Here is a 24,728-nt window from a genome sequence, read left to right on the forward strand (position 1 = left end):
CGCCAAATGCTGTTGTTATTATTAAAGTTAGCAGATCCTTTTAGCAATTAAATAACTTTACGGTGGCTATGCCTTTATTAGCGACCAGCAACTTAACTTATGCAACAATTAAAACTCAGCCGTTTATTTTTTATTCCTTTAAACCTTTTCAATCGCTGTATGCGACTAAACTAAAAACACCACATAATAAAAGGGAATAATAATGAACAACGTATTTACACGAGTAACACTGATTGGCGCAGTATTAGTTTCGGCTCAAGCTCTGGCTTGGTGGAATAACGATATGACATTACAAGACACAAAACAGCTGACACTTGATACTCAATCGTTAACGGCATTAAATGTCGAAGCCGGCGCTGGTTTCTTAACGATTGTTGGCACTGAGACAGATTCAATCACTGTAAAGGCCGAAATTTATCAATATGAAGCGCACAAAAATTATTGTCTAAATTTAGCGAAACAAGGCACTGCAGCAAAGCTCACCGCAAATAATTGTAATAACAGTAATGATCAACAAACACGTATTGATTTAACGGTATCAATACCGAAAGCATTTACTCTTGATATTACTGATGGTTCTGGCGCAATTGCAATTGAAAACACCGCAACTACAACAATTCACGATGGTTCAGGTGAAATACAAGTGCGTAATATCGCAGGCGATCTAGACATTGAAGATGGATCGGGGGCAATTGAGGCACGTAATATTATTGGTAATGTGAACATTCATGACGGCTCAGGAAGTATTGAGCTTGTAAATAGTGAGCAGAACGTAAAAATTAGCGATGGCTCTGGCAGTATATATGTAAAAAATACTCAGGGCGATGTCAGCATTTCTGATGGCTCAGGAGGCATTACCGTTGATAAAGCAGCAAGCTTTACCTTGTTATCTGATGGTTCTGGCTCTGTTACGGTAAATAATGTGCCAAAACAAAACCTATAAATTATTTACTAACAAGGTGCATTGGCAGTCGTCTCGCTGTGCACTTTTAAAATGTTTAATTTATAGCGTTATTTTTTAGTCTTTAATGGCATTTTTTCAAGCCCTTAGGTATCCTTTAAGGAACTTCGAAGGATTAGCTATTACAAAAGGATAGCGCACTATGAAAAAATCTTTAACGGTATTATTTACTGGTGTTATTTTAGCAGGCTGTACGTCATTAGCGCCTGAGCAACAAGCAAAAATTGATAATCTTACGCCTTGTGAAAAAATTAATGGGCTATTAGCCTCTTACGATAAACGCTTTGAAGGTTTAAAGCGTACCCGCGTTAACACTAAATACATGGAAACCTGGACAGCTAAATATAATTTAGTAGGTGATCAGTGTCAGATCACCGCACTGGATGCAGATACTGTAACCTACCGTTGCCAAGATAATTACAAAGAACAAACTCAAGCAGTTGCGATACATCAAAAAGCAGTTAATTTTACCCGAGAATGCTTAGCCGCAAACAATTGGCATGAACAACAAAAAGAATCAGCAGAATCAATGCGAACTACTTTCGTACTTGATGAATCAACGCCTGTGATCTCAATTCATACCGGTAAAACGTTATCGCGTTCAACGCCATGGTCAACGTCATTAGAAATTGGTAAGCCTGTCGAAGGTAAATAAGTATGGCCACTGCAATGTGGCCTTATTTATTTTAAAGTAACTTTATATGAGTGGCTGGCTTTGGCGCTGATAACTTAATGACGTGCCCTGCCCGCATTAAGGTAAACTCAATAGCGGTGCCAGCTTTGAGCTCTTTGATGTAGCTGGTGATACGTTCAATATTGGTCTTTTCTCCAGTGATCACATGCGGTCCTACCGCTAAAATCACATCGCCGCCAAGTGTTAAAGGTTGCCCTTGAATAACGGCCTGTACCAAGCCGCCTTTTAAACCCACTTGATCAGCAAAGCTTTGCTTAGAAACTCGCTCGATTAATAACCCTGAACGCTGTGGAATGTTTAACGCCGCAGTAATACCACTGGGTAAAGTTGTATAGTGAGTACCAAACCAAATAGTCGGTCGCTCAATCAGCATTTGCTTAACAAGGTTACTGCTGGCAGCAAAACCCAAGCCTTCATTACCGCCTGATTGTGTTTGAATATAACTGACTACACCAATCAGCTGCCCTTTTTGATTAAACATAGGGCCGCCAGAATTGCCCTGATTAATGGCAGCATCGGTTTGTAAAAATTCTAGTTTCAGATTTTCATCACTACTTGGGTGAATACGACGACCACTTAAATGCCCGACCGTTAAGGTATGACTCAAACCATAAGGAGTGCCAATTATAAACACTTCTTCGCCAATTGCTGTTTTATCAGAGTCCGCTATTTTTATAGTTTTAAAATCAGTCTCGGTACTGATCAATTTTATGAGCGCAATATCAGCAGGAGCATAACTGGCTAGTACCTTTGCTTTAAAATGTCCACGATTTGGTACATCAACCGTTAACTCATCCGCATCATTTACCACATGTGCTGCTGTTAAAATAAGTCCTTCATCATTAATAATGGAGCCGGTGCCCAAACTACTTGACGTCGTTTTTACCGCGCGATCATTTTCAATTCGCTGTAAGTCCGTATCGGCGTAAATAACCACCACTGATTGGTCGAGTTTTTCATACAAGCTGCTATAATCTTTTGCGTTTGCTAAGCTTGTAACTAAGCCTAAGCAGACTAGAAAGAATAATTTCATTACTTAACCCTTTTATGAATAATCATTATTAGTAAACCCCAGACTCTTTAAAAAGTACAGCGAACTTTCCTATTATGGCGACAAAGAAAATTAAAAAACCAACATCTGCGTATAAAACAGACTGCATAGGGCAATGCGATCGTCGTAAAGGGATTTGCGAAGGATGTGGCCGAACTAGTGATGAAATTTTTGATTGGATTATTTTATCTGATAGCGAAAAACAAGCGATCTTAGCAACCCCAAGAAAAGGCTAAAGAGTGTAACTCATATTATAAAGCGACGCTGGCTTCTCCTGCTAATCTTTATTATTACCTTAATAATTGAGATATTTAAGTCGATTGCTATAATTTACAAAGGAAAAAGGGCGCTACTCTGAGCGCCCTATTGATTTTCTTATAACTTATTTTACGATTTTCATTTCGTCTAATAAGTTTTGTGCGTTATCTACTTTATCCATCACCCACAGCATATAACGTGAGTCAACGTGGATTGAACGATTAAGTGCAGGGTTATAATCCCAATCACCAATGATACTTTCGTAAACACCATCAAACAATAAACCTACCAGCTCAGCTTTACCATTGAGGGTTGGTGAGCCTGAATTACCGCCGGTAGTATCCACATTCGATAAGAAATTAACCGGCACTGTGTTCATACCACCGGTGTAATCGCCATACAGTTTTGCTTTGATCTGTTTTTGCAGATTTTCAGGCGCATTGAATGGTTCAACATTGGTATTTTTAGCAAGTAATCCTTCCAATGTTGTGAATGGTGTTGCTACTAAGCCATCCTGTGGTGAATAACCACCGACCGTGCCGTACGTTACCCTTAAGGTGCTATTTGCATCTGCATATACAGGCTTATTTTGTGCTTCATTAAACGCTATGATAGCGCTCATTAGCTGTGGACGCGCCGCTTGTAGTTTACCTGCAAGTGCTTTGTCTTTGTCTTCTTCTGCTTTCATTACAGCAAAAATTGCTTTTGCGTATTGGATAAATGGATCTTGGTTTTGTTCAAGCTCCGCAAATGATTGCTGTGATAATGCAACGCGCACTTCTTCATCATTAAGAGTAGAATTTGCATACATTTTATCTAGCAATGCGCTATGCTTCGCTTTATCAAAGCCATTTTCTAGCTTAAAGGCTTTATCCACTTCAGCAAAACGTTCTTGCTTTGGCAACGCTGCATATAACTCTAAAAAGTGCAGTAAAATAGCTTTATCAACGTTTGTATCATAACGACGTGTCATACGTTTTAAACCAGCTTCAAAGCGAGGTAAATCACGCTCTTGATAACCAGATTCACGCTCTTCATTTGGCTTTTGCTTTTCATAAGCAAGGCGGTATAAATTGCGCGCAGTGCTGATCATTTGCGAGCGGTGTACATAACCGAGCATACGGTCACGCTCATTATGCTGTTGCGATTGCGCCACCAGTGTTGATAAATCATTTAACACAGAACCATATTGTTGTTTACGTTTACGGTCGCTGTTTATCCAAGTTGTTAAATCTTGCTCAAACTGTTTTTTACGCTCATACATAGTGCCCTTGTTAAAGCTTTCTATCATTGAACCGTAGTTTTTAATGTAGTTATTGTAGCCTGCAACGGTGCTTTCATAAGCAATACGCGCTTTACTGCCGTCTTCTGAATTCTCTTCAATCAAAGACACATATTTTGAATTATGCTCACGCGATTTCGGATAGCTGGTATTAAATACATAATCGACTTCCGCGGCAATGCGATAACGGTTAGTACGCCCCGGATAACCCGTTACCATTACAAAGTCACCTTCTTGCACACCTTTAGCGCTGACACTGAGGTATGAATCTGGCACATATGGAACGTTATCTTCGCTAAACTCAGCTGGTTTGCCATCTTTACCAACATAAGCTCGATAGAAAGAAAAATCCCCCGTGTGACGCGGCCACATCCAGTTATCTATATCACCGCCGTATTTACCTACGCCCATCGCCGGTGCGTACGCTAAACGTACATCTTTAATTTCCAACGATTTAATTAAATAAAATTCTAAGCCACCGTGAAATGAATAGACATTACAACGGTAGTTTTTATCAGCTTCACACTGGGCGACTAGCGCTTTTTCGTTCTTCTCAAGGGCATCATAACGTGCTTTGGCGCTGAGCTTTTCAGTCCCTTTTATCACCTTGTCGGTCACATCAGTGACGGTTTCTGTCACGTATACCCGAGAGCCTGGTGCGGCGGGTAAATCTTCAGCAGGTGTTTTTGCCAAAAAGCCGTTTTCTAAAATATTATTTTCTGGTGTTGAGTTATATTGTATAGAGCCATAAGCGCAGTGATGATTAGTAACCACAAGGCCTTTTGGCGATACAAATGAAGCCGTACAGCCATCGAGGCTTATCACTGCATTCATTGGAAACTCAGTTAATTTAGAAATAGATTTAGCATCGATTTCCAGCCCTTTGGCTTTAAGAATTGATTCTAGAGCTGGCAATTGATGTGGTTGCCACATACCTTCATCAGCAAATGAGCTGCCCGAGGCTGCAATAGCAAGGGTTGCTATTAGAGGTTTTAAACGCATTTTTAATCCTTTTTATTGTTTCTATAACAGGTTACGCGGCAACACAGGTGAGGGTCAATATTTCTGCGATTAATGTAAGCGTTATAATGTAACAAAATATATAAACTTAAAACCCATGGTTAGCGGGTAAGTAAGCCAGTGCAATCAAATTGTCATCATTGATGATTATGGTTTACTTACTATTACTAAAAACGTAGCCCGTTATGCCTTCAATTTTTGTGATAAACCTAATTAGCTCCCCTGATCGATTAGCAAACAGCCAACGACAATTAGCCGCACATGGGCTAAGTTTTGAGCGTATCGATGCAGTTGATGGCGCAACACTTAGCCAGGCGCAGCTAAACAGTCATTATAGCGCCAGCCTTAATAAGCAAAACTACCACTACCCGCTGAGTGTTGGGCAAATAGGCTGTTACTTAAGCCACAGAAAAGCGTGGCAAACAATCGTTGAAAGGCAGCTTGATTACGCGATTGTGCTCGAAGATGACTTTATCTTAGAAAATGATCTCAGTAATACTATTAAAAACATTGCACAACTCCCCTTTGATTGGCAGATGATAAAACTCTCTGCTTATCAAAACCGGACTAGGCCTATTGCCTACCAAGTTCCTTTGCAGCATGAACAGCAGCTAGTCATTCATAAAAAATTGATGACAGGCTGTTGTGCGACTGCTATTAGTTATCAAGGCGCCAAACAATTATTAGCTGCTACAGACACATTTGGCCGCCCTGTTGATTGTGACTTACAGCATATATGGGAAACACAAGTAGCTGGGTATTCGTTACTGCCCTATCCCTTTGCTCAAAACTGTGAGCAAGTCAGTGATATAAAATCGCGCAGTGCAGTGCGTGTTAAAAAATCTTTTTTAACACGAAAAGTTCAGCAATTAAGCAGTGCTATTAATAATCACTTTGCCACGGCTGCATTTATTAAACACACTAAGCGAAGTACATTATCTTCAAACAATAAAAAAGGAGCCACTGCTCCTTTTTACTCATAACTTTTTAAAATAAAACAGCCGTTATTTTTTAGCTAGATTTGGGTGCTCAACACCCATCCATGCTTTAAATAACGCCATTTGTTGTGTTGTTGCATCTTTATTGGCAACCAGCTTTTTGTCTTTATCAAAGTCTTCACTGAGCACTAAAGTGCTGCTTTGTAGCGCATCACGGCGGATAAAATCTATGGTCACTTTATCGCCTGCTTTGAAGGTTTCTAAGCTTGATGTTAAATCTTTGCCAACATGCTTTTTATTAATAGCGACAATTTTATCATCCGTCGTTAAACCCGCCTGCCATGCTGCGCCATCACGTCTTACATGCGTTAAGGTGAGTAACTCACCGCTATTTTTTGCACTCGCATCAATACTGGCAACCGCTTTAGCACCTTTAGGACGTACTAACTCTAAACCCACTTTTGCAAACAAAGCATCAAAATCGATAGCAGCTGGGGCATCAACATTCGTTGCCCACCATTGGCTGTAATCACGCCCTGTTAGGTCTTTTAAGATGTTTTTAACGTCTGTTGCACTAAAGCCATGCGGCATTTTATACTTATTATAAAGTGCACGATGTACATCACGGTAACTTTGCTTACCTTGGCTTTTATCAAGTAAATCGATATCCAAAGCCATTGAAATCAATGAACCTTCTAAATAGATATTGGTGCTGTAGTTGCGTGCATGATCACCACCTTGACCAATCCACTTATCAAAGCTGGTTGCTGTGGCACTTTGGACTTCACGCCCCGGTGTTAATAAATGACGGTTAACCGTTTTCGTTAAGGTTTTAAGGAACTCATCCGTGGTTGAAATACCTGAACGCACCATTAGATGATCTTCAAAGTAGCTGGTTGAGCCTTCTGCAATCCACAGTAACTTATCAAAATTCATATGCGTATAATCGTATGGTACTAGACCTTCTGGTCTATATGCTTTTACATTCCAAGTATGAATAAACTCGTGGGCTGCGGTGCTAATGAACGCAAGGTAGTCTTCACGCGAACCAAAACGATCCCGTGGGCGTTGAATAATAGTCGAGTTTATGTGCTCTGTTGCGCCACCAGCCCCTGATGTAGCGTGCACCATAAATACATAACGCTGATATGGGTAGTCATCCCAAATAACACTGCCGGTAGTTACTAACTTTTTAAGATCAGTAAGCATTTGCTCAACATCGTAGTTACCTTCGCCCCAGATCACTAATTCATAATCTCGGCCATCTACGGCAAACTTATGGAGTTCGTTGATACCTGTTTCAATCGGTGAATCCACTAATACATCGTAGTCGGCGGCTTTAAAACTATGTTTTGATCCTGCATTGTCCATCCCTGAGACTGAACGCCATGCTTTTGGCACATCAAGTTTGACGGTAACCGGTTCTTGGCGGAATGATTCACTGAACATAAAAAAGCCTGATGCATCAATAAATGCATGGCTGTCATCAATATGACGTGCACGCATGCCAAGCTCGTTAGCGTAAACTTGGTAATCAATATTTACTTCGGTTGGCTCATCAAGGTGAACACGCCATGTACTGGCATCCACTTTTTCCCATTTTAATGCTTTACCATTTTCGTCTTTAGCCTCAAAAAAACGCACCCCATTAGCTAGATTTAAAATTTCGTAACGACCTGTGCGCCACGCAGGTAATTTTACATCAAGATGTGCTTGCGCGGTTTGCGGAAATTCAACACTCACATCGCCTAAATGATGCTCAGGCTGAGTTACAGCAAGTGAATAATTAACATCGGCCCATACCGATTGAGATAATGCGGCTAATACCGACAAAGCTAAAAACTTTTTCATAAAGGCTCTTAATTCTAATATCCAGTAATTTTATTGTGCTTGAGCCTAACAACGATGATGATAAATGTGAATTAAAAGCGATAAATTCACGCCTAGATAGGTTCGATGAATAAAAATCATCAACAAAAGCTAAGTTTTTGACTTAGTAACTACATTTGTGCAATTTTTGTTGTAAACTTAGGGCTATAAAACGTTTTAATCAATGGCGGTAACTATTAGTGTCACAACAGCTCGAAGTTTTAAATAAAAAACTTAAACAAGCCATTGATACTCGAATGGTTGTTGAACACGCACGGAAACATCAAGTAGACACACTGAGCAACTTTGCTGCAAAATTATCGTTAAGTTGTAAAGGCATGGATATCGAACTTGATAACCGCTTAGCAAAGTTTCGCAGCGCCCTCACTAAAGGAGTGGATTTTGAATTATTCGCTCCGCTCATTGATGACATTCTCGCACTGCTAAAAAGCCAAGAGGCCCAACAAGCAACACATCAACGCGAACTGCACAATAGCGTCCTTGATGCAGGTAAATTACTGCAAAAAACCAAAGGCTTACCCGATGATGCGCGCAGGACTTTACGTCATCTACTCGACCATGAACTGAATAACGTACAATCAACTCGGGATTTTATCCCACTGCTTAATCGCTTAGTAACTATTTACCATCAGGCATTACAAGTTAAGCTCACGATACCTGTCGCGCAACAAGCACCGATGCAGCCAGCTCTTGCTAAAGAACTGCTTAATTTAGCCAATGATTTAGTATTTGAAGATGAAGCTGCAGCGCAAGTAAAAACGATTAAAAATAATATTTCTGAGACCGATTCAGTCGATGATTTATTGGCTTCCGCAATTGACATTATTAAAATTATTGCCGGTAATATCAGTAAAGAACGTCAATCTGCACAAAGCTTTTTAGTATCATTAAATCAAACTCTTGAAGAACTACATCATTCAATTGTCGCTACCAGTAAACACTCTGAAGCAATGGGCGCTGAGTTTGATGAACTAAACAAACGCATTGAAGGTAAAATTAATAACCTAACGGCACAAACCCAAAATGCCACGTCAATTTCAGCATTAAAAGCACTCGTTGACAACGAATTAAAATCGTTAAGCCAAGACTTAATAGAAAAAGAACGTCTTGAACAAAAAGATCGAGAAATGTTATTGAACAACTTCCAAGGGATCAATCAACGTATTAACAGCTTGGAAACTAAACTATCTAAATATAAAAAACGTTTACATGAACAGCGTTTCAAAAGCTTAATTGATAGCTTAACAAAATTACCTAATCGGGCAGCGTTTGATGAACGGTTTAATCACGAGTTTCATTTATTTGCAGTACAAGAATCAGATGTTACATTAGTTGTGATTGATGTTGATCACTTTAAATCGATTAATGATAAATACGGCCATAGCGCAGGTGATAAAACACTGCAAGTGATCGCCAAAGCGTTACAAATGTCGATCCGTAAGTCTGACTTTATCGCCCGCTATGGCGGTGAAGAATTTGTATTATTAATGCCTGGTATGTCATTAGAATATGCCAGCCAGCCTCTTGAAAAACTAAGAAAAGCGGTGAAAGGAATTCCGTTTAAGTTTAAAGATAAACAAGTAGAGATAACGATTTCAATCGGCGCCACTCAGTTTAAAAAAGGCGACACGCCATTGAGTGCTTTTGACCGCGCAGATGATGCTCTCTACAAAGCAAAAAATACCGGTCGTGACCGTTTATGTGTCAATAAATAATAGCGACCGACCACTGCTTTTAAAAGCAAGGAGAATGCCTATGTTAATACAGTTAAACCCGACAGGTGTGTTAGATTTACTGTCGCAACTCGAAGTTGATTTATTAGAGCAATCATCCACCAGTGAGCGGTATAAGTTATTCAGAAATTGTGCTCTCGCGGTTCTTAATGTGGGCAGCCACACAGATTCAAGCTCAGAGATTTACAACAAATACGAAGATTTTGACATTCGTCTACTCAGTCGCGAACGCGGCATTAAAATTGAGCTACTCAACCCACCTGCAACTGCGTTTGTAGATGGTGAAATTATCACTGGTATTCACGAGCATATTTTCTCTGTTATTCGTGACATTTTATTTATCTGTCAAAAGTATGAAAAAGATTTAAGCGAACAAAAAGCCATTACCCATATGGTGTTTGACATGTTGCGTAATGCGGCGGCGCTTCAGGTTAATAGCGATCCGAGTATGATTGTCTGCTGGGGAGGACATTCAATCAATGAAGTTGAATATAAATACACAAAACAAGTTGGTTATGAATTAGGTCTACGCGGCTTAAATATTTGTACAGGTTGTGGCCCAGGTGCAATGAAAGGCCCAATGAAAGGCGCCACAATTGGCCATGCAAAACAACGAAATACCAACAACCGCTATTTAGGTCTAACTGAACCCAGTATTATTGCAGCAGAACCACCAAATCCAATCGTCAATGAGCTGGTTATACTTCCCGATATTGAAAAACGTCTTGAAGCCTTCATACGTACTGCCCATGCTATTATTATTTTCCCCGGTGGCGCGGGTACTGCTGAAGAATTATTATATTTATTAGGTATTTTACTGCATCCAGACAACGCCAAACAGTCATTACCGGTTATTCTAACTGGCCCTAAAGAAAGTGAGAACTACTTCATTGAGCTATGTCAATTTGTTGAAATGACGCTTGGTAAACAAGCCCTAGATAAATTTGAAGTGATCATTGATAACCCTGAATTAGTTGGGGTAAAACTAAAATCTGCGATGGCAAATGTGCGCGATTACCGTAAAAGCCAAGGTGATGCCTATTACTTTAATTGGACATTAAAAATCGCCAATGAATTTCAAAAACCCTTTGCTCCCACCCATGAAAACATGGCTGGACTTGACCTACACTTAGACCAAGAAAAGCAATTGCTTGCCGCTAACCTGCGGCGCGCATTTTCCGGAATTGTTGCCGGTAATGTAAAAGACGAAGGTATTCAAGCCATTAAACAGCGTGGTCGATTTGTGATAAGTGGTGAACCAGCTTTAATGAAGGCAATGGATAGACTGCTACAAGCGTTTGTTGAGCAAGGAAGAATGAAACTTCCTGGGAGTAAGTATGTTCCATGTTATGAAGTTAAAGCATAAGGGCTAATATAGTCGTGTCAGGTCAGTTACTTTTAATAGACGCGCTTAATTTAATTAGGCGCATCTATGCAGTTGATAGTAATCAAAATAAAGGCAGTGATGAACAAATGATCAATACCTGCTGCGCGCGGGTGGCTCATGCCTGTGAAAAACTCATCAAAATTACCCAAGCAAGCCATGCAATTGCTGTATTTGATGGCGATAAAAGCTGGCGTTATCATTATTACGCACAGTATAAAAGTAGTCGCGCACCGATGCCAACTACACTAAGAAACGCATTGGATAAATTTAAACAAGCGATTGAACAAACCGGTATTGTGGTATTTGCGCCAGTTAATGATGAAGCCGATGACATCATTGCAACCTTAGCCCATAAAATGGCTGAAAATAAGTTGTATAGCACTATTGTTTCTACCGATAAGGGCTTTTTACCTAGCTTAAATAGTTACATTAATGTGTATGACTATTTTAAAAAAGACTATTTAGATCATGCATCTATCGAACAACGTTTTGGTGTTGAGCAATCAAGATTAATAGATTTTTGGGCTATGGCCGGTGATAAAACCAACGATATTCCCGGTATTAAAGGCATAGGCACTAAAACAGCTATAGAAATTATCAGCAAACATACGGATATTACACAAGCTACTGAAGATGAGACGTTATCACCTGCAGTACGTAAAAAGTTAGCCGCAGGTATGGGTGACTATATTACCTCTAAACATTTGGTTGCTTTACGTACAGATATTAATTTAGGCTTTAGTTTAAAGCAGTTAAGACTCAATTAATCGCATTCTCATAGCACTGAATTTGAACTATGCGTATACTCAATTTAAGTCTCAGTGTAAGAGTGTAAAATGTTTAAGAAAGTTTTTCGCTATCTCATATTAGGTTTAGGTGTATATGCCTTGATCGCTACGTTAGTCATTACATTTTATAAAGATGATCCGCAGGCGATGATCTGGCAAGACCGAGAAGCATTCAATAAACGTTATATCGCTAAGTTAAGTATAGAAACGCCAACTACCTTAAACACTGTTTTAGAGTATTTAGGCAGCCCCGATCTCACTTTCGCTAAACGTGATAACGAACAAGTATGGCAAATTATTTTTTACCGTACGCAGCATGTCAAGTCAGATGGGATCACTACAATGGATGAATGTACTGGTTTGCTGTTTAAAAATGGTGAATTAATTTTGTGGGGACCCAGTGCATTTGATGTATACGAGCAACATGGATAATTGATTAACTATGGATAGTCCCTGCGCACACGATCTTGCCAGCCTTTTTGAAAAAACTCATCAAGCATTGCGGTTTTATCATAATAAGAGCCAATGGCCACAGATTTATCCGCTTTTGAGTCAACTCGCTGAGCAGTATTATAAACTCTATAGTTCGCATCCAAATGCAATGCAAGCACAGCTGACTCTGTATCTCGACACCCACGGATACACAACAAATTTAGTAGTCAATCAATGCGTTATAATCAGTGCTTTGTGCCGTTCGTTAAACTACGACAGTAAAATCACACAACTTCTTATTTGTGTGTGTTTAACCAATTATTTATGTGTGCAAACACAAACCAATAAATTGGCACTGCGCCAACCATTAAATTTACAAGAGAAAAAACAGTGGCAATCGCGTCATCAGCTAGCGGTAAAATTACTACAGTCGGCTAATGTACCCACAGAGCATATTGCGGGTATTTTATCGCGTTTAAATAAATATAAGCAGGCGTTGTTAAGCACACCAAAAATTATGATTTACGATGGACGCACTACCTTAGTTGCATTGGCAAATATTATTGCGATGAACATAACTTATCGCACACAAGATGATCATATTAATATTTACAAAGCGGTGGCTGATATTTATATCCGCACCCCTAACCTTTTTGCTCAACAGGCATTAAAAGCGTTAATTGCTCACCTTGGTCCCTACTTGCCGGGCTCTTTGGTACATTATCATGATCAGCAACTTACTTATATTGGCGAGGACTCACGGCAACGTCATTTGTTAATTGCATTAAATGAGCAACACAAATCTAAATGGTATAGTGTAAAAGCCCAGTTAGCATCGAATTCAAAACAACGGCCAAGCCAAGATAAGCGATTATTATTCAGCGTATGGTTTAATGAACATCTCGCATTACCTGTTGAAGCGCTAAACGCTGAAAAACAGCAGTTATTAATGTTGATAAGCCAAGTTAAAGTACAACAAGAATATTCATACAGTGCACTTGCTAGATTACTTAATCATCACCCTACAACCGTTGAATTACTGCGAGAAGCTGTAAAACCTTACAACAAAGAGCACTTAGCCGGTAAAGATTTACGTCATTGTTTATCGATGGTTGGTTTATATAATGCGCCAGCGATCATTCAACAAGTATTGTTTGATCAGCTAGTTAGTCACCATGCACACCCACTGATGCAGCATATCCAATTTCGGTTACAGGCAATTATCCGCTTGTTAGATCTTCTAATAAGTCATGATGAACATAATCAGTTTGAACATCTTGCCTTACCCATTTATGGCTATGTAAATTATTTAATTGAGTATTGTAGTACCACTATCAGCCGTAAAACATTGTATGAAAAACAGTTAAAAAGTGATGTAAGCATGCCATTTGCGTGGTTATTTGGCGTAACTACTTATGATAGTGATCAGCTAACTGATTATTTACTTGAGCTGCTAGGCGACAACCCATGGACACAAGCGCTATTGGATGCAGAGCAACAACAAAAACAACATTTATCAGCAGAGGCGCAACTATGGGTTGCCATAAAGCTCATCGTTACACATGTATTTCAGCCAGATGCAAAACAAAGTAGTTGGCAAACTGATACTTTAGAGCGGGTACTAAAACGCCTTAATTGGCAATCAAGCGAACAATTTTATAACGAGCTACCCAGCTTAGGTTTAAGTAACAGTGTATGAATACTTATTAGACATTGTGACTAATTTAGTGCATTTTCGTGGGTTTTACTGGCAAAAAGTTGAATAAATTGCTATAAAAGCCGCTTACATTTTCAAACTCATTCACGTAAATAATCTAACAAGTAATCGCTTAATACCAATCGTGTTAAGTTATTAGCCATTTATAGCGACAGATAAATAGAGTGATAACAAGGCATAAATTTCGACATGTAGTTGTTCTACTTGATAAATTCATAACGCAGTTAGCGCTTTATTTAGCACGCTAGAATGGTTAAATATTTAAGCCGATTGGTATAATAATGCGACATATTTACGTGCATTTCTAACTCGTAATAGGAAAAGTTCATGGCCAAACAAACCATCACAGTGATCAAAGGCGACGGCATCGGTCCGAGTATTATTGATTCAGCCCTTGAGATCTTAACAGCCGCAGGGTGCGATTTTGATTATGAATTCGTTGATGCAGGTCTTGCAGCCCTAGAGAAAACCGGTGAATTATTGCCACAAGAGACTATTGATACTATTGCGCGTAATAAAATTACATTAAAAGGCCCACTAACTACACCAGTTGGTGAAGGTTTTACGTCAATCAACGTAACTTTACGTAAACAATTTGGCTTATACGCCAATGTTCGCCCAGTAAAATCATTTGTTGGGACTAAAGCACGCTATGAAGATATTGATATCATCACGGTACGTGAAAACACCCAAGGTATGTATTCAGGTTTAGGCCAAATAACCTCTGAAGATGGTAATGAAGCACAAGCAATGTCTATGATCACCCGTGAAGGTGCTGAAAAAATCGTTACGTTTGCATACGAACTTGCTGTACGTGAAGGCCGTAAAAAAGTAACCGCAGTTCATAAAGCCAACATTTTAAAATCAACGTCAGGTTTATTTCTTAAAGTTGCCCGTGAAGTAGCTGAGCGTTACCCTGAAATTGAATCAACTGAAATGATTGTTGATGCAACTTGTATGAAACTGGTAATGAGTCCAGAAGAGTTTGACGTTATTGTTACTACAAACTTATTTGGTGATATCTTATCTGATTTATGTGCAGGTCTTGTTGGTGGTTTAGGTATGGCGCCGGGTGCAAATATTGGTGAAGATGCCGCCATTTTTGAAGCCGTTCACGGAAGCGCACCGGATATTGCAGGTAAAAATTTAGCTAATCCAACGTCTGTAATTCTAGCGTCTATCCAAATGTTAGAGCATTTAGAAATGGGCGATACAGCAGAGCGTATCCGCAGTGCTGTTGCTGACGTGATCAGAACTGGCGACCGTACTACACGCGATTTAGGCGGCAGCCACGGTACGACTGATTTCACACAAGCTGTTATTGACCGTTTATAATTACAACGAACAATAATCGCTAATAAAAAAGCCAGTTTCGACTGGCTTTTTTGTCCTTGTTTTATCGTATTTTCCTTCGCAAGAAGCTCACTGGCAGTAGCACTAGCAGCAACCAAAATAAGCTTCCGCCGCTGGATCCTGAACTAGCCGCTTGTTTTTGCACTGTCACTGTAAGCAGAATCGGTGGCAATATTTCTTCAATACCGCTTGGAGAAGTATTAGATACTGTCAGAGTCACAGTGTAACTTCCCGCTTGGGTATATGTATGAGAAGGGTTGGCAAGCTCACTGACAACACTGCCATCACCAAAGTTCCAGCTATAAGCATAGTTATTAAAACCACCTTGCACATCACTGCTAAAATTAACCCGTAAATCGTTTGCGCTATACTGAGCCTGCGCGGCGAATAAAACCTGTGCAGACACTAATGTTACAAAAGACTGCATTGCATCGTTAGCATCCGTTACGGTTACGTTTATTGTGTAGTCACCACTGTGTTGATAACTATGACTAATATTTTGTCCAGTAGCCGTTGAACCATCACCAAGTTGCCATCTGTAACTATATGGTGCTTGCCCGCCAGAAATAGTGACTTGTGCAGTTACATTTCCTTTATCTACACTAGTCTCTATTTTCTGAATCGATAATGGCTCTAACAACTGAAAAGTCGTGACTTCTGCAAACTGTTGGCCTTGTTCGTTAGTACGGGTAAAATTAACGGTATAGCTACCGTAGTCGGCAAATTTATGGCTAGGGCTTAATTCTTCACTGCTTTGACCATCTCCAAACTGCCAGTTAAAACTATCAGTCGGGGTAAACGTCATGCCATTAATTTCAAAGTTCGCTTCAAGATCATTAGTTACCACAGTGATCCCAGATTGTGGTGTATAGCCTAAATTCAATTCAATTGAACTATTATCAACAGCTTGATCAACAATAGAGAAATTAAAACCATAGGGCGAAAGTTTTACGCCAGATGCCGGTTGCGGGGCAAAGCTGTAATCATTACGATCATCAAACTCGGTGATCCCTGCAAGTCGCTGATCACCCAGACCTTGGCGCTGATCATAAAGACTAAACGCCGCATCCCGTAATTGAATCGTGGTGTTTGCAGGACTGTCGGTTGAGCCGCGATTAATGCTACTTTGATCTGCATCCACAACCAGTATCATTCCCTCACCTAGGTGCTCCGGAACATTGTTATCGGTAAACGCTTCATTAGCAGACCACAGTAATAAACCTGGCGAATACTGCTCAACTTGCAGGCCACTGTCTATGCCAAAGTAACTTCGTAATTGTAAGTAGTAGTGCTGTGGCTTGGCATAAATATAAGCACCAACACGACTAAAACCAGCTAATTGTGCAGACGATGGTTGCTCTGCATTATCGTGCCAAACTAAGGTATTACCTTGGCTAATACTTAAATCATCAACCACAAAGCCAAAATAATTTGTATAAATATCAGTTTGGTATGTAAAACTGATGGTGATAGTCTGCCCAGCAAAGTCTGACAAATCAAAGCGATGGCATAAATAATTATTCGGATGCTGACTACCTGGTTTAGCGCTTGATGAGCCTGTGATATAAGGTCCAATATCGCCATAAAATGGATTGTCCGTTTCAGTATATTGTGAAGCAATTGGCTGTGAATTTACCAGTACTTGAACATAATCATAATCCACTTCAATACTGTAATACGCAGTTAAATCAAGATAAGTAGGCTGCGAACTTGCGGGTAGTTCAATAGTAAACGTCATACTATTAGCAATATTATCACCGCTACCAGAGTGATACTGAAAGCGCCCTTCTACCGCATCATAAAATGGCTCCAATGCAACGGGTAATGTTACTTTTAGCTGATTCAGCTGGGTTGATGTACCACTACTGTGCTGTAATACCTGTTGTTTATTGGTGGCAACTTCATCTAAGGTAATACTTTTTTGATTAAGCCAATTACCCTGATAACGATTTTGCAAATACTCTAAAGCATAGGGGCTAAACATCACAGGCTGTGAGCCTCTGGGAGCCCCTGCCCAACTGCCCCCCGACATTACTGACCATGACGCCACCGGCTCACCAAGGTTACTCCCTGTTAAGTCATATTCATCAGGCAAACCTAAATCATGACCAAACTCATGCACTACCACGCCTATTCCAGCATCAATAGGATTGATCGTATAACCAAATAAACGTGTTGCGCTGCCCGCAACCGCAGTTGGTTGATTATTTTCATCGTACACATAAAAGCGATGAGACCAGATTGCATCGGTGCCAAGTAAACCACCACCGGCTTCTTCACCCACACTCGAATGAAAAATCATGACATGATCGATAATGCCATCAGGCTCATTAGTTATACCATCGCCATCTATATCATCGAGATCTGTTAAATCGTAATCGGCTAAATTGATGTTAAACTGGGCTACCGCTTTTTCTACCGCTTCATGTACTAAACTGGGGGCATCTATATCATTATTTTCACCTTGGCGTGCGCCGTATGTTTTAGCCTCATTATCAGCTCTGACCCAGCCATACACTTTACCTGTGAACGCTAAACTTTGCCCTGAAGCTTGCTGATAATATTGATATGCAGTTTGCAACGTTTGTTGCTCAGGCCCTGTATAGCCAGCGGTTGCGAATAACATTTGTTGATAGTGATCAATGCTGTAGTCTGTATAGTACATATCAGTATCAGCAGCCACTAAGCCGTTTTCGTCATGCGGCAGATCAGGAAAATCAACTAAAATAGCGAGTACCTTAACGGTGTTTTTTTGCGCATTAGGTAGCTGTGCAGACATGCTTGCCATACGCTTTTGCATAACTCGCTGCTGATTTAATATTGCTGGTGTACGCGGGCGATGAAAAAGGTGCGTACCACCGTGACCAATATAATCAGTTAACACAACATGCGAGTCTGGCTGGCCATCAAGTTGCCCGCGCTTATCTAACCAATAGAGGATCCGCTCTTTATTGATTATTCCAATGTCTGTTGGACTACTTGATTGCGGCTTTGCCACAGTCGATTGACTTAACGATGCCAAGATCAAGGCAAGGAACAATGGGGCGTATTTCACTTTATCACCTGTTTACCATTTTATTGTTGCTATCATAGCGAACAATTTCACAACGCACATGTTATTTTACGTGATGAACGAACAAATGGTTTACTTACGAAAAGTCGCATAATTTCTTTTGTTTTTGTCATTTTAATTACAAATTAAAGCAACTTTAAAATAAAAATACATTTAATTTGCAAATTTAATGCAAGTTTGCACATTCTCGGTTGACATCGAATAGCAAAAGCTTTAAAAATAAGGGTATTAAAATTAGTGAATGAATTGTGTTCTTTTAGTAGCGCAATGAGATCAGTCATTAAATAATTTATAACAGCACAAATAGAAGAAAAATAGCGCTATGAATATTCAACGTCACCTTGTCAATGTACTCGTACTGGTCTTAGTCTTAAGCCCAGCGGGGATGTATTAGAAGGTGAACACGCTTTTTAAAAACCCCCGCTTTCAGCGGGGGTTTTTTTATGCATTTAAAATACAATGCCATTGCGATTAAATAGTGAGAAGAGTGAAGCTACTCTGCTCTTTATTTTAACAAAGGTATTAGGCACGCAGAGGAATGAGGATGAGTACACAACAATATAATGGCTCCGAACTAGTTGTTCAGGCATTAAAAGCATTGAAGGTAAAATATATATTTGGCTACCCTGGTGGCTCAGTATTAGATTTATATGATGCATTATTTCAACAAGATGATGTTGAGCATATTTTAGTGCGCCATGAACAAGCGGCAACCCACATGGCTGATGGCTATGCTCGCGCTACCGGCGAAGTAGGTGTTGTTTTAGCCACTTCAGGTCCTGGTGCGACTAATTGCATTACTGGCATTGCAACGGCTTATATGGATTCAATTCCAATGGTAGTGTTATCTGGTCAAGTACCCACTAATTTAATTGGTGATGATGCGTTTCAAGAAACCGATATTGTTGGTTGCTCTCGACCTATTGTTAAACATAGTTTTAACTGTCGCAACGCGAAAGACATTCCGGCCATTTTAGCGAAAGCTTTTTACATTGCCAGCACAGGCCGTCCAGGCCCTGTAGTTGTAGAGTTGCCAAAGGATATGTTAAATCCGGCACTGAAATTTGATTTTAATTTCCCTGCAACAACCGAGCTTAGGACTTACAGCCCAAATACCAAAGGCCATCCAAAACAAATTCGCAAAGCAGTTACGGCTATTTTAGAGGCAAAGAAATTAGTCATCTATTCCGGCGGCGGGATTGTTATTTCAAATACCTCAGAGCAGTTAACTCACTTAGTTGAGTCACTCAATGCACCAATCACTAATACCTTAATGGGGTTAGGGGGCATTTCCGGTGTGCATCCTAATTTCGTTGGCATGCTTGGTATGCACGGCAGTCTTGAAGCAAATAAAGCGATGGCCAATGCGGATGTGATTTTAGCATTAGGTGCGCGTTTTGATGACAGGGTAACCAATAACGTTAAAAAGTTCTGCCCGAACGCCACCATAGTCCATGTTGATGTTGATCCGACTTCAATTTCTAAAACCATTAAAGCGCACATACCTGTGGTGGGTTGTTTATCCACGGTACTTGAGCAATTACAGACGGCAATCGATAACAGCCCGCTCAAAATTGATCGTAGTGCGCAAGAAGATTGGTGGCGTCAAATCATCAGTTGGCGTGAGCAAAAATGCTTAAGCTACAACCATGAAGGCGACAAAATTAAGCCACAGGCGGTCATTGAGGCAATTTATAAAGCCACCAATGGCGATGCTTATATTAGCTCTGACGTTGGTCAACATCAGATGTTTGCAGCGCAGTACTACCCGTTTAAAAACCCGCGTCAATGGATAAACTCAGGCGGGCTTGGCACTATGGGCTTTGGCTTACCAGCTGCAATGGGGGTAAAACTTGCCTTTCCAGATAAAGAATCAGTGTGTGTAACCGGCGATGGTTCGATTCAAATGAACATTCAAGAACTATCAACCTGTTTGCAATATAACTTAGCGGTAAAAGTGGTGTCACTGAATAACCGCTCGCTTGGTATGGTTCGTCAATGGCAAGATATGGTTTATGGTGGTCGCCATTCATCTTCTTATATGGAATCACTTCCGGATTTCGTCAAGCTTGCTGAAAGTTACGGTCATGTAGGCATTCGCGTTAACACGCTTGAAGAGCTACAACCTGCTATTGATAAAGCAATGGCGATAAATGATCGTTTAGTATTTTTAGATATTTTAGTTGATGAAAATGAACATGTTTACCCAATGCAAATTAAACTTGGGGCCGTTGATGACATGTGGTTACGTAAAGGAGTGAAAGCATAATGCGCCGTATATTATCTATTTTACTTGAGAATGAGCCTGGCTCGCTATCGCGCATCGTAGGCCTGTTTTCACAACGCGCCTACAACATCGATAGCTTAACCGTAGGCACAACCGACGATCATTCGTTATCGCGGATCACCATCACCACTATGGGTGATGACCGCGTGGTGGAGCAAATCACCAAACAGGTGAATAAGTTAGTCGATGTATTGAAAATTATTGATCTGACGGAAATGGCACACATCGAGCGTGAACTGTTATTAGTTAAAGTATTTGCCCAAGATGAAACTAAACGTGCCGCTGTAACGCGAGTTGTTGATGTGTTTCAAGGTGCTATTTTAGACATGGGACGTAACAGTTATACATTACAGCTTGTGAGTAGCACTGATAAAATTGAATCATTTTTAGATACTCTGCGACATGAAACAGACATAGTCGAAGTTGTACGCTCTGGTGCTGTTGGCATTGGTCGTGGTGATAAAGCGTTAAAAGCCTAAATCAAGATTTATCGCGGACACAAAAAAAGGGCTAATTAGCCCTTTTTTAATTAATCAATTAACTCGATTAAGGATTAACTTGATCTTTAAGACCTTTACCCGCTTTAAAGCTTGGGATAGTTGCCGCTGAAATTTGAATTTCTGCACCAGTTTGTGGGTTACGGCCAGTACGTGCAGCACGCTCTTTTACAGAGAAAGTACCGAAACCAACTAGTGCAACTGAATTACCATCTTTTAAAGAAGAGGTAACAGCACCAGTGAATGCATCAAGTGCACGTGTTGCTGCTGCTTTAGAGATCTCTGCATCAGTAGCGATTTTTTCAACTAATTGAGCTTTATTCATTTGTTAAATTCCTATTCGTTATTATTTTGCCTTCGCAAAACCTATCTTTATGCATTTTTTAAGGATTGGCAACAGCAAATTGCCTTTTTTACGTAAATTCTTAAAAAATGAGTAAATTTTAAATAATTGCCCAAATAAATATTGATTTAAACATTAACCAACAGTGAATAAAATCACTTTGTTAGTAAATCAATATGACAATTTGTTTATCATTCCACTTTTTCGATAACTAAGGTCACTTCCCCGACCTCGATACCAAACTTATCAATAGCAGTGCGGTTAATCAAGCGCGATTGTGTTACCAAGTACATCCAATCATCTAAATTCACTTCAATGGTGTCGTCTTGGTAAGGTAATTCGAGGGTGTATTGCCAATGAAATACACTACCATTACTGCTTCCTTTGGCAATACCAATGACATCAGACGCGGTACCCGTAAGTGTATTATCATCGTTTAAGGTGATTTTCCATACTCGTCGCTGAGTCTCACCATCATCATAAACAAAATCTTCTTCTATCACCCCCTGATTGCCATCCCAGCTAGCGTTCATATCAACGACCATCTTACGGGTTAATTCGCCGCTGTAATCCTGCACAACGCCATAAGCTTTCAATTTGCCATTAAAGAATTGCTTAAAATTAAATTCAGGATTACTGCCTTGATAATGCTCCACATCAGGAGCAACACAGCTGACTAATAAAAAACAAAAAAATAGTGTGAAGACTGACGTTAGCTTTTTCATTTTTGCTCCCCGATTAATTGTTTACGCATTGTTGGTTCAGACGTTTGTGGTGATAGCCAAATAGCTAAAAAGTTATCATCAAACTCACTGTCATCAATTCCACCAAGCTTAGAATCATTATGATAAAAGGTGCCGTCACCTTGCTCATCAGTTATAAATGAAAGTGTTTCTCCTTCTTTTATATCTGGCCATAAAGCAAGCAGTTCTTGATCGTACTTACCGATCAAGTTTGTTTTACCTAAATGTTGCCATTGCTCGTTGGTAGCCTTAACAATATCTTTGGCTGCAAAGTCCCTTAAATAAGTTAACGATAACTTACTCGGATGTTGACCAAACTGGTACTGCCCTGAGGGAGTGGCAAGCTTTGCATCATAGACATCCCAAAAATAATACTCAAAACGGCTCTGTCCTACCTGTTTAAACTCAATTGCCATGCTATTCATTGATAACAATAACAAAGGGATACTTAGTACAGAAATGATAGATTTACGCATAACGGATCCTGTTAGTAGTCGGTATTGATACACAATTACTGCTTTGATTGATCGCCTAAAAGAAAATAGGTCGCAATTTTTTTATTCACAAAGATAATGCAATTAAACATCAGTGCCCAGCTAAGACCATACACCAACCAAAACAGCCATAATGGCTGTGCAATTGTTATTACCTCAAACCTAGCACCAGCCCAGTAACTTGCCGGTGCAAACATAGCGCACACAACAACTGATAAATACCAAGGTAGTCGAGTTAAAAATTGCATTGAGGTATTCACGGTCAAAAGCAGTGCGCTCCACAATAATACAAACCAAATTGGATAAGGGTTTGATTTAAAGCCAAGGAAATTTAATTGCACCATAAGGTATTCAAAGCCAAGCGCGATACTAAGGCCGAGCAATAATAGCAGTGAGTCTTGCTTACGTTGTTTTGATAACAACAGCATCAGCACTATCACTGCCGCAATAGCTAAATTTGCGCTGTCTTCAAGGAGTAAGGCCATAAACCAAACACCTTGAAAAAGAGCGAAATTAATAACCGAGTGCAATATCATCACCCGAGTGGCTGAAACGAGGTTTACGCGCGACTAAATGCACTGTGCTGGTTGCTCGAGTACGAAATGCACCTTCGCAGTATGCTAAATAAAACAGCCATAAACGATAGAAACGCTGATCAAACTTTACTTTGTCAATCTCTGGCCAGCTTGCAATAAACCGCGTGCGCCAATCCGCCAACGTTCTAGCGTAATGAACACCAATGTCCTTAATACTGTGTACAACCATATCTGTTTGCTGTTTGATTTGCTTATTCATCTCATCAATACATGGCAAACAACCACCAGGGAAAATATATTGCTGAATAAAATCTGAGTTTTTTAAATAGTGCTGGTAGCGTTGATCGCCGATAGTGATGGCCTGGATCAACATAACGCCAGTCTCTTTTAGTAACTCATTACACTTTTGGAAAAAGCTTGGCAAAAACTCATGACCAACAGCCTCAATCATCTCTATTGAAACAAGCTTGTCATACCGTCCTTCAAGTAAGCGGTAATCTTGTTTCAATAATGTGATTTTATCTTCAAGCCCTAATTCGGCTACTTTCTGTGCTACATAGGCATGTTGCTCATCAGAGATCGTCGTGGTGGTTACATGGCAGCCGTAATGAGTTGCCGCATGTATCGCAAATGCTCCCCAGCCTGTGCCAATTTCAATTACGCTATCGCCGTGTTGTAAATCTACTTGCTGACAAATTAAATCCAGTTTATGACTTTGCGCTTGCTCAAGGGTTGCGTCTTTTGTCGGGTAAACAGCACATGAATACAGCATCTCTGTGCTTAAAAACGATGAATAGAGGTCGTTGCCTAAATCATAATGGGCAACAATGTTCTTTTTCGAACCATGCTGCGAGTTTTTATTTTTAAAATGATTAAGACGAAAATAAATATTACTAAAAAATGCAAACTTCTTCTCAAAGGCGTCCAACTCTGCCTGATTTATCGCAAAAATTTCAATTAATGCAGTTAAATTATCGCAGTCCCAATGGCCAAGAATATAGGACTCCCCCGCACCAACACTACCAGATAAAGCAAATGCTTTATACATTGCAGGATCATTTACGGTTAACTGCATTTTGAGCTGGCTGTGCTGATCACCAAAATGCACAATATCATTGCCATGAACTAAAGTAATATGGCCAACTTTGAGGCTGCTAAACGCACCAAATACAAGCTTTTTATATACTTTTACTAGCCAATCGCGCGATTGCCCACTTTCTAGATTGGACACTTTTTCCATAACTTCACCTA

The 24,728-nt window shown here is 40.0% G+C and carries 21 protein-coding genes; 12 read left to right on the forward strand and 9 right to left on the reverse strand.

Annotation, left to right across the window (positions count from 1 at the left end):
* Positions 1-202: 202 nt before the first annotated feature.
* Both A7968_RS02405 and A7968_RS02410 read left to right on the forward strand, forming a co-directional pair.
* Positions 203-943, forward strand: a complete 741-nt coding sequence (locus A7968_RS02405) for a DUF4097 family beta strand repeat-containing protein (protein WP_064664970.1) — start codon at positions 203-205, stop codon at positions 941-943.
* A gap of 160 nt (positions 944-1,103) precedes the next feature.
* The gene (locus tag A7968_RS02410; RefSeq protein ID WP_064664971.1) at positions 1,104-1,616 is read left to right on the forward strand and encodes a hypothetical protein; all 513 of its coding nucleotides are present in this window, start codon (positions 1,104-1,106) and stop codon (positions 1,614-1,616) included.
* 31 nt (positions 1,617-1,647) lie between these two features.
* On the opposite strand, the gene A7968_RS02415 is transcribed toward A7968_RS02410, so the two are convergent.
* Positions 1,648-2,688 (reverse strand): S1C family serine protease, encoded by a 1,041-nt coding sequence (locus A7968_RS02415; RefSeq protein WP_064664972.1) that lies wholly within the window; start codon positions 2,686-2,688, stop codon positions 1,648-1,650.
* A gap of 74 nt (positions 2,689-2,762) precedes the next feature.
* On the opposite strand from A7968_RS02415, the gene A7968_RS02420 reads away from it, so the two are divergent.
* Positions 2,763-2,942, forward strand: coding sequence for a DUF1289 domain-containing protein (locus A7968_RS02420; RefSeq protein ID WP_157586616.1), 180 nt, complete (start codon positions 2,763-2,765; stop codon positions 2,940-2,942).
* Between the two features lie 146 nt (positions 2,943-3,088).
* Here A7968_RS02420 and A7968_RS02425 read toward each other — a convergent pair whose 3' ends face one another.
* Complete coding sequence (locus A7968_RS02425) at positions 3,089-5,248, reverse strand: S46 family peptidase (RefSeq protein ID WP_064664973.1); 2,160 nt, start codon at positions 5,246-5,248, stop codon at positions 3,089-3,091.
* A 203-nt stretch (positions 5,249-5,451) separates the two neighbouring features.
* Here A7968_RS02425 and A7968_RS02430 point away from each other — a divergent pair, with 203 nt between their 5' ends.
* Positions 5,452-6,249, forward strand: coding sequence for a glycosyltransferase family 25 protein (locus A7968_RS02430; protein ID WP_064664974.1), 798 nt, complete (start codon positions 5,452-5,454; stop codon positions 6,247-6,249).
* Between the two features lie 21 nt (positions 6,250-6,270).
* Here the strand turns inward: A7968_RS02430 and A7968_RS02435 are convergent, their stop codons facing one another.
* Positions 6,271-8,055 (reverse strand): M61 family metallopeptidase, encoded by a 1,785-nt coding sequence (locus tag A7968_RS02435; RefSeq protein WP_064664975.1) that lies wholly within the window; start codon positions 8,053-8,055, stop codon positions 6,271-6,273.
* Between the two features lie 275 nt (positions 8,056-8,330).
* On the opposite strand from A7968_RS02435, the gene A7968_RS02440 reads away from it, so the two are divergent.
* The 6 genes from A7968_RS02440 (at position 8,331) to A7968_RS02465 (ending at position 15,486) form a co-directional block, all read left to right on the forward strand.
* On the forward strand, positions 8,331-9,809 hold the full coding sequence (locus tag A7968_RS02440; protein ID WP_064665360.1) for a GGDEF domain-containing protein: 1,479 nt from the start codon (positions 8,331-8,333) through the stop codon (positions 9,807-9,809).
* 40 nt (positions 9,810-9,849) lie between these two features.
* Positions 9,850-11,193 carry a nucleotide 5'-monophosphate nucleosidase PpnN gene (gene ppnN / locus A7968_RS02445; RefSeq protein WP_064664976.1) on the forward strand — a complete coding sequence of 448 codons (1,344 nt, stop codon included), beginning with the start codon at positions 9,850-9,852 and terminating at the stop codon, positions 11,191-11,193.
* 14 nt (positions 11,194-11,207) lie between these two features.
* Complete coding sequence (gene xni, locus A7968_RS02450) at positions 11,208-11,981, forward strand: flap endonuclease Xni (RefSeq protein ID WP_064664977.1); 774 nt, start codon at positions 11,208-11,210, stop codon at positions 11,979-11,981.
* Positions 11,982-12,050: 69 nt separating this feature from the next.
* Positions 12,051-12,434, forward strand: coding sequence for a DUF3192 domain-containing protein (locus tag A7968_RS02455; protein WP_064664978.1), 384 nt, complete (start codon positions 12,051-12,053; stop codon positions 12,432-12,434).
* Between the two features lie 10 nt (positions 12,435-12,444).
* The gene (locus A7968_RS02460; RefSeq protein WP_064664979.1) at positions 12,445-14,133 is read left to right on the forward strand and encodes a hypothetical protein; all 1,689 of its coding nucleotides are present in this window, start codon (positions 12,445-12,447) and stop codon (positions 14,131-14,133) included.
* Between the two features lie 345 nt (positions 14,134-14,478).
* Complete coding sequence (locus tag A7968_RS02465) at positions 14,479-15,486, forward strand: isocitrate dehydrogenase (protein WP_064664980.1); 1,008 nt, start codon at positions 14,479-14,481, stop codon at positions 15,484-15,486.
* A 61-nt stretch (positions 15,487-15,547) separates the two neighbouring features.
* Here the strand turns inward: A7968_RS02465 and A7968_RS02470 are convergent, their stop codons facing one another.
* A complete protein-coding gene (locus tag A7968_RS02470) occupies positions 15,548-18,559 on the reverse strand; it encodes an immune inhibitor A domain-containing protein (protein ID WP_064664981.1) in 3,012 nt (1,003 codons plus the stop codon).
* Between the two features lie 562 nt (positions 18,560-19,121).
* On the opposite strand from A7968_RS02470, the gene A7968_RS02475 reads away from it, so the two are divergent.
* Both A7968_RS02475 and ilvN read left to right on the forward strand, forming a co-directional pair.
* Positions 19,122-20,846: an acetolactate synthase 3 large subunit gene (locus A7968_RS02475; protein ID WP_064664982.1), complete on the forward strand. Its 1,725-nt coding sequence runs from the start codon at positions 19,122-19,124 to the stop codon at positions 20,844-20,846.
* Positions 20,846-21,343, forward strand: a complete 498-nt coding sequence (gene ilvN, locus A7968_RS02480; RefSeq protein WP_064664983.1) for an acetolactate synthase small subunit — start codon at positions 20,846-20,848, stop codon at positions 21,341-21,343. The genes A7968_RS02475 and ilvN overlap by 1 nt, the downstream gene beginning before the upstream one ends.
* 67 nt (positions 21,344-21,410) lie before the next feature.
* Here the strand turns inward: ilvN and A7968_RS02485 are convergent, their stop codons facing one another.
* The 5 genes from A7968_RS02485 to A7968_RS02505 form a co-directional block, all read right to left on the reverse strand.
* Positions 21,411-21,686 carry an HU family DNA-binding protein gene (locus tag A7968_RS02485; protein WP_064664984.1) on the reverse strand — a complete coding sequence of 92 codons (276 nt, stop codon included), beginning with the start codon at positions 21,684-21,686 and terminating at the stop codon, positions 21,411-21,413.
* A 209-nt stretch (positions 21,687-21,895) separates the two neighbouring features.
* Positions 21,896-22,429: a DUF3833 domain-containing protein gene (locus A7968_RS02490; RefSeq protein WP_064664985.1), complete on the reverse strand. Its 534-nt coding sequence runs from the start codon at positions 22,427-22,429 to the stop codon at positions 21,896-21,898.
* On the reverse strand, positions 22,426-22,923 hold the full coding sequence (locus tag A7968_RS02495; RefSeq protein WP_064664986.1) for a chalcone isomerase family protein: 498 nt from the start codon (positions 22,921-22,923) through the stop codon (positions 22,426-22,428). The genes A7968_RS02490 and A7968_RS02495 overlap by 4 nt, the downstream gene beginning before the upstream one ends.
* Positions 22,924-22,958: 35 nt before the next feature.
* A complete protein-coding gene (locus A7968_RS02500; RefSeq protein ID WP_064664987.1) occupies positions 22,959-23,477 on the reverse strand; it encodes a DUF2878 domain-containing protein in 519 nt (172 codons plus the stop codon).
* Complete coding sequence (locus A7968_RS02505; protein ID WP_064664988.1) at positions 23,455-24,717, reverse strand: SAM-dependent methyltransferase; 1,263 nt, start codon at positions 24,715-24,717, stop codon at positions 23,455-23,457. The genes A7968_RS02500 and A7968_RS02505 overlap by 23 nt, the downstream gene beginning before the upstream one ends.
* Positions 24,718-24,728: the final 11 nt, after the last annotated feature.

It is taken from the genome of Pseudoalteromonas prydzensis (genome assembly GCF_001661495.1).
Lineage (GTDB): Bacteria > Pseudomonadota > Gammaproteobacteria > Enterobacterales > Alteromonadaceae > Pseudoalteromonas > Pseudoalteromonas prydzensis.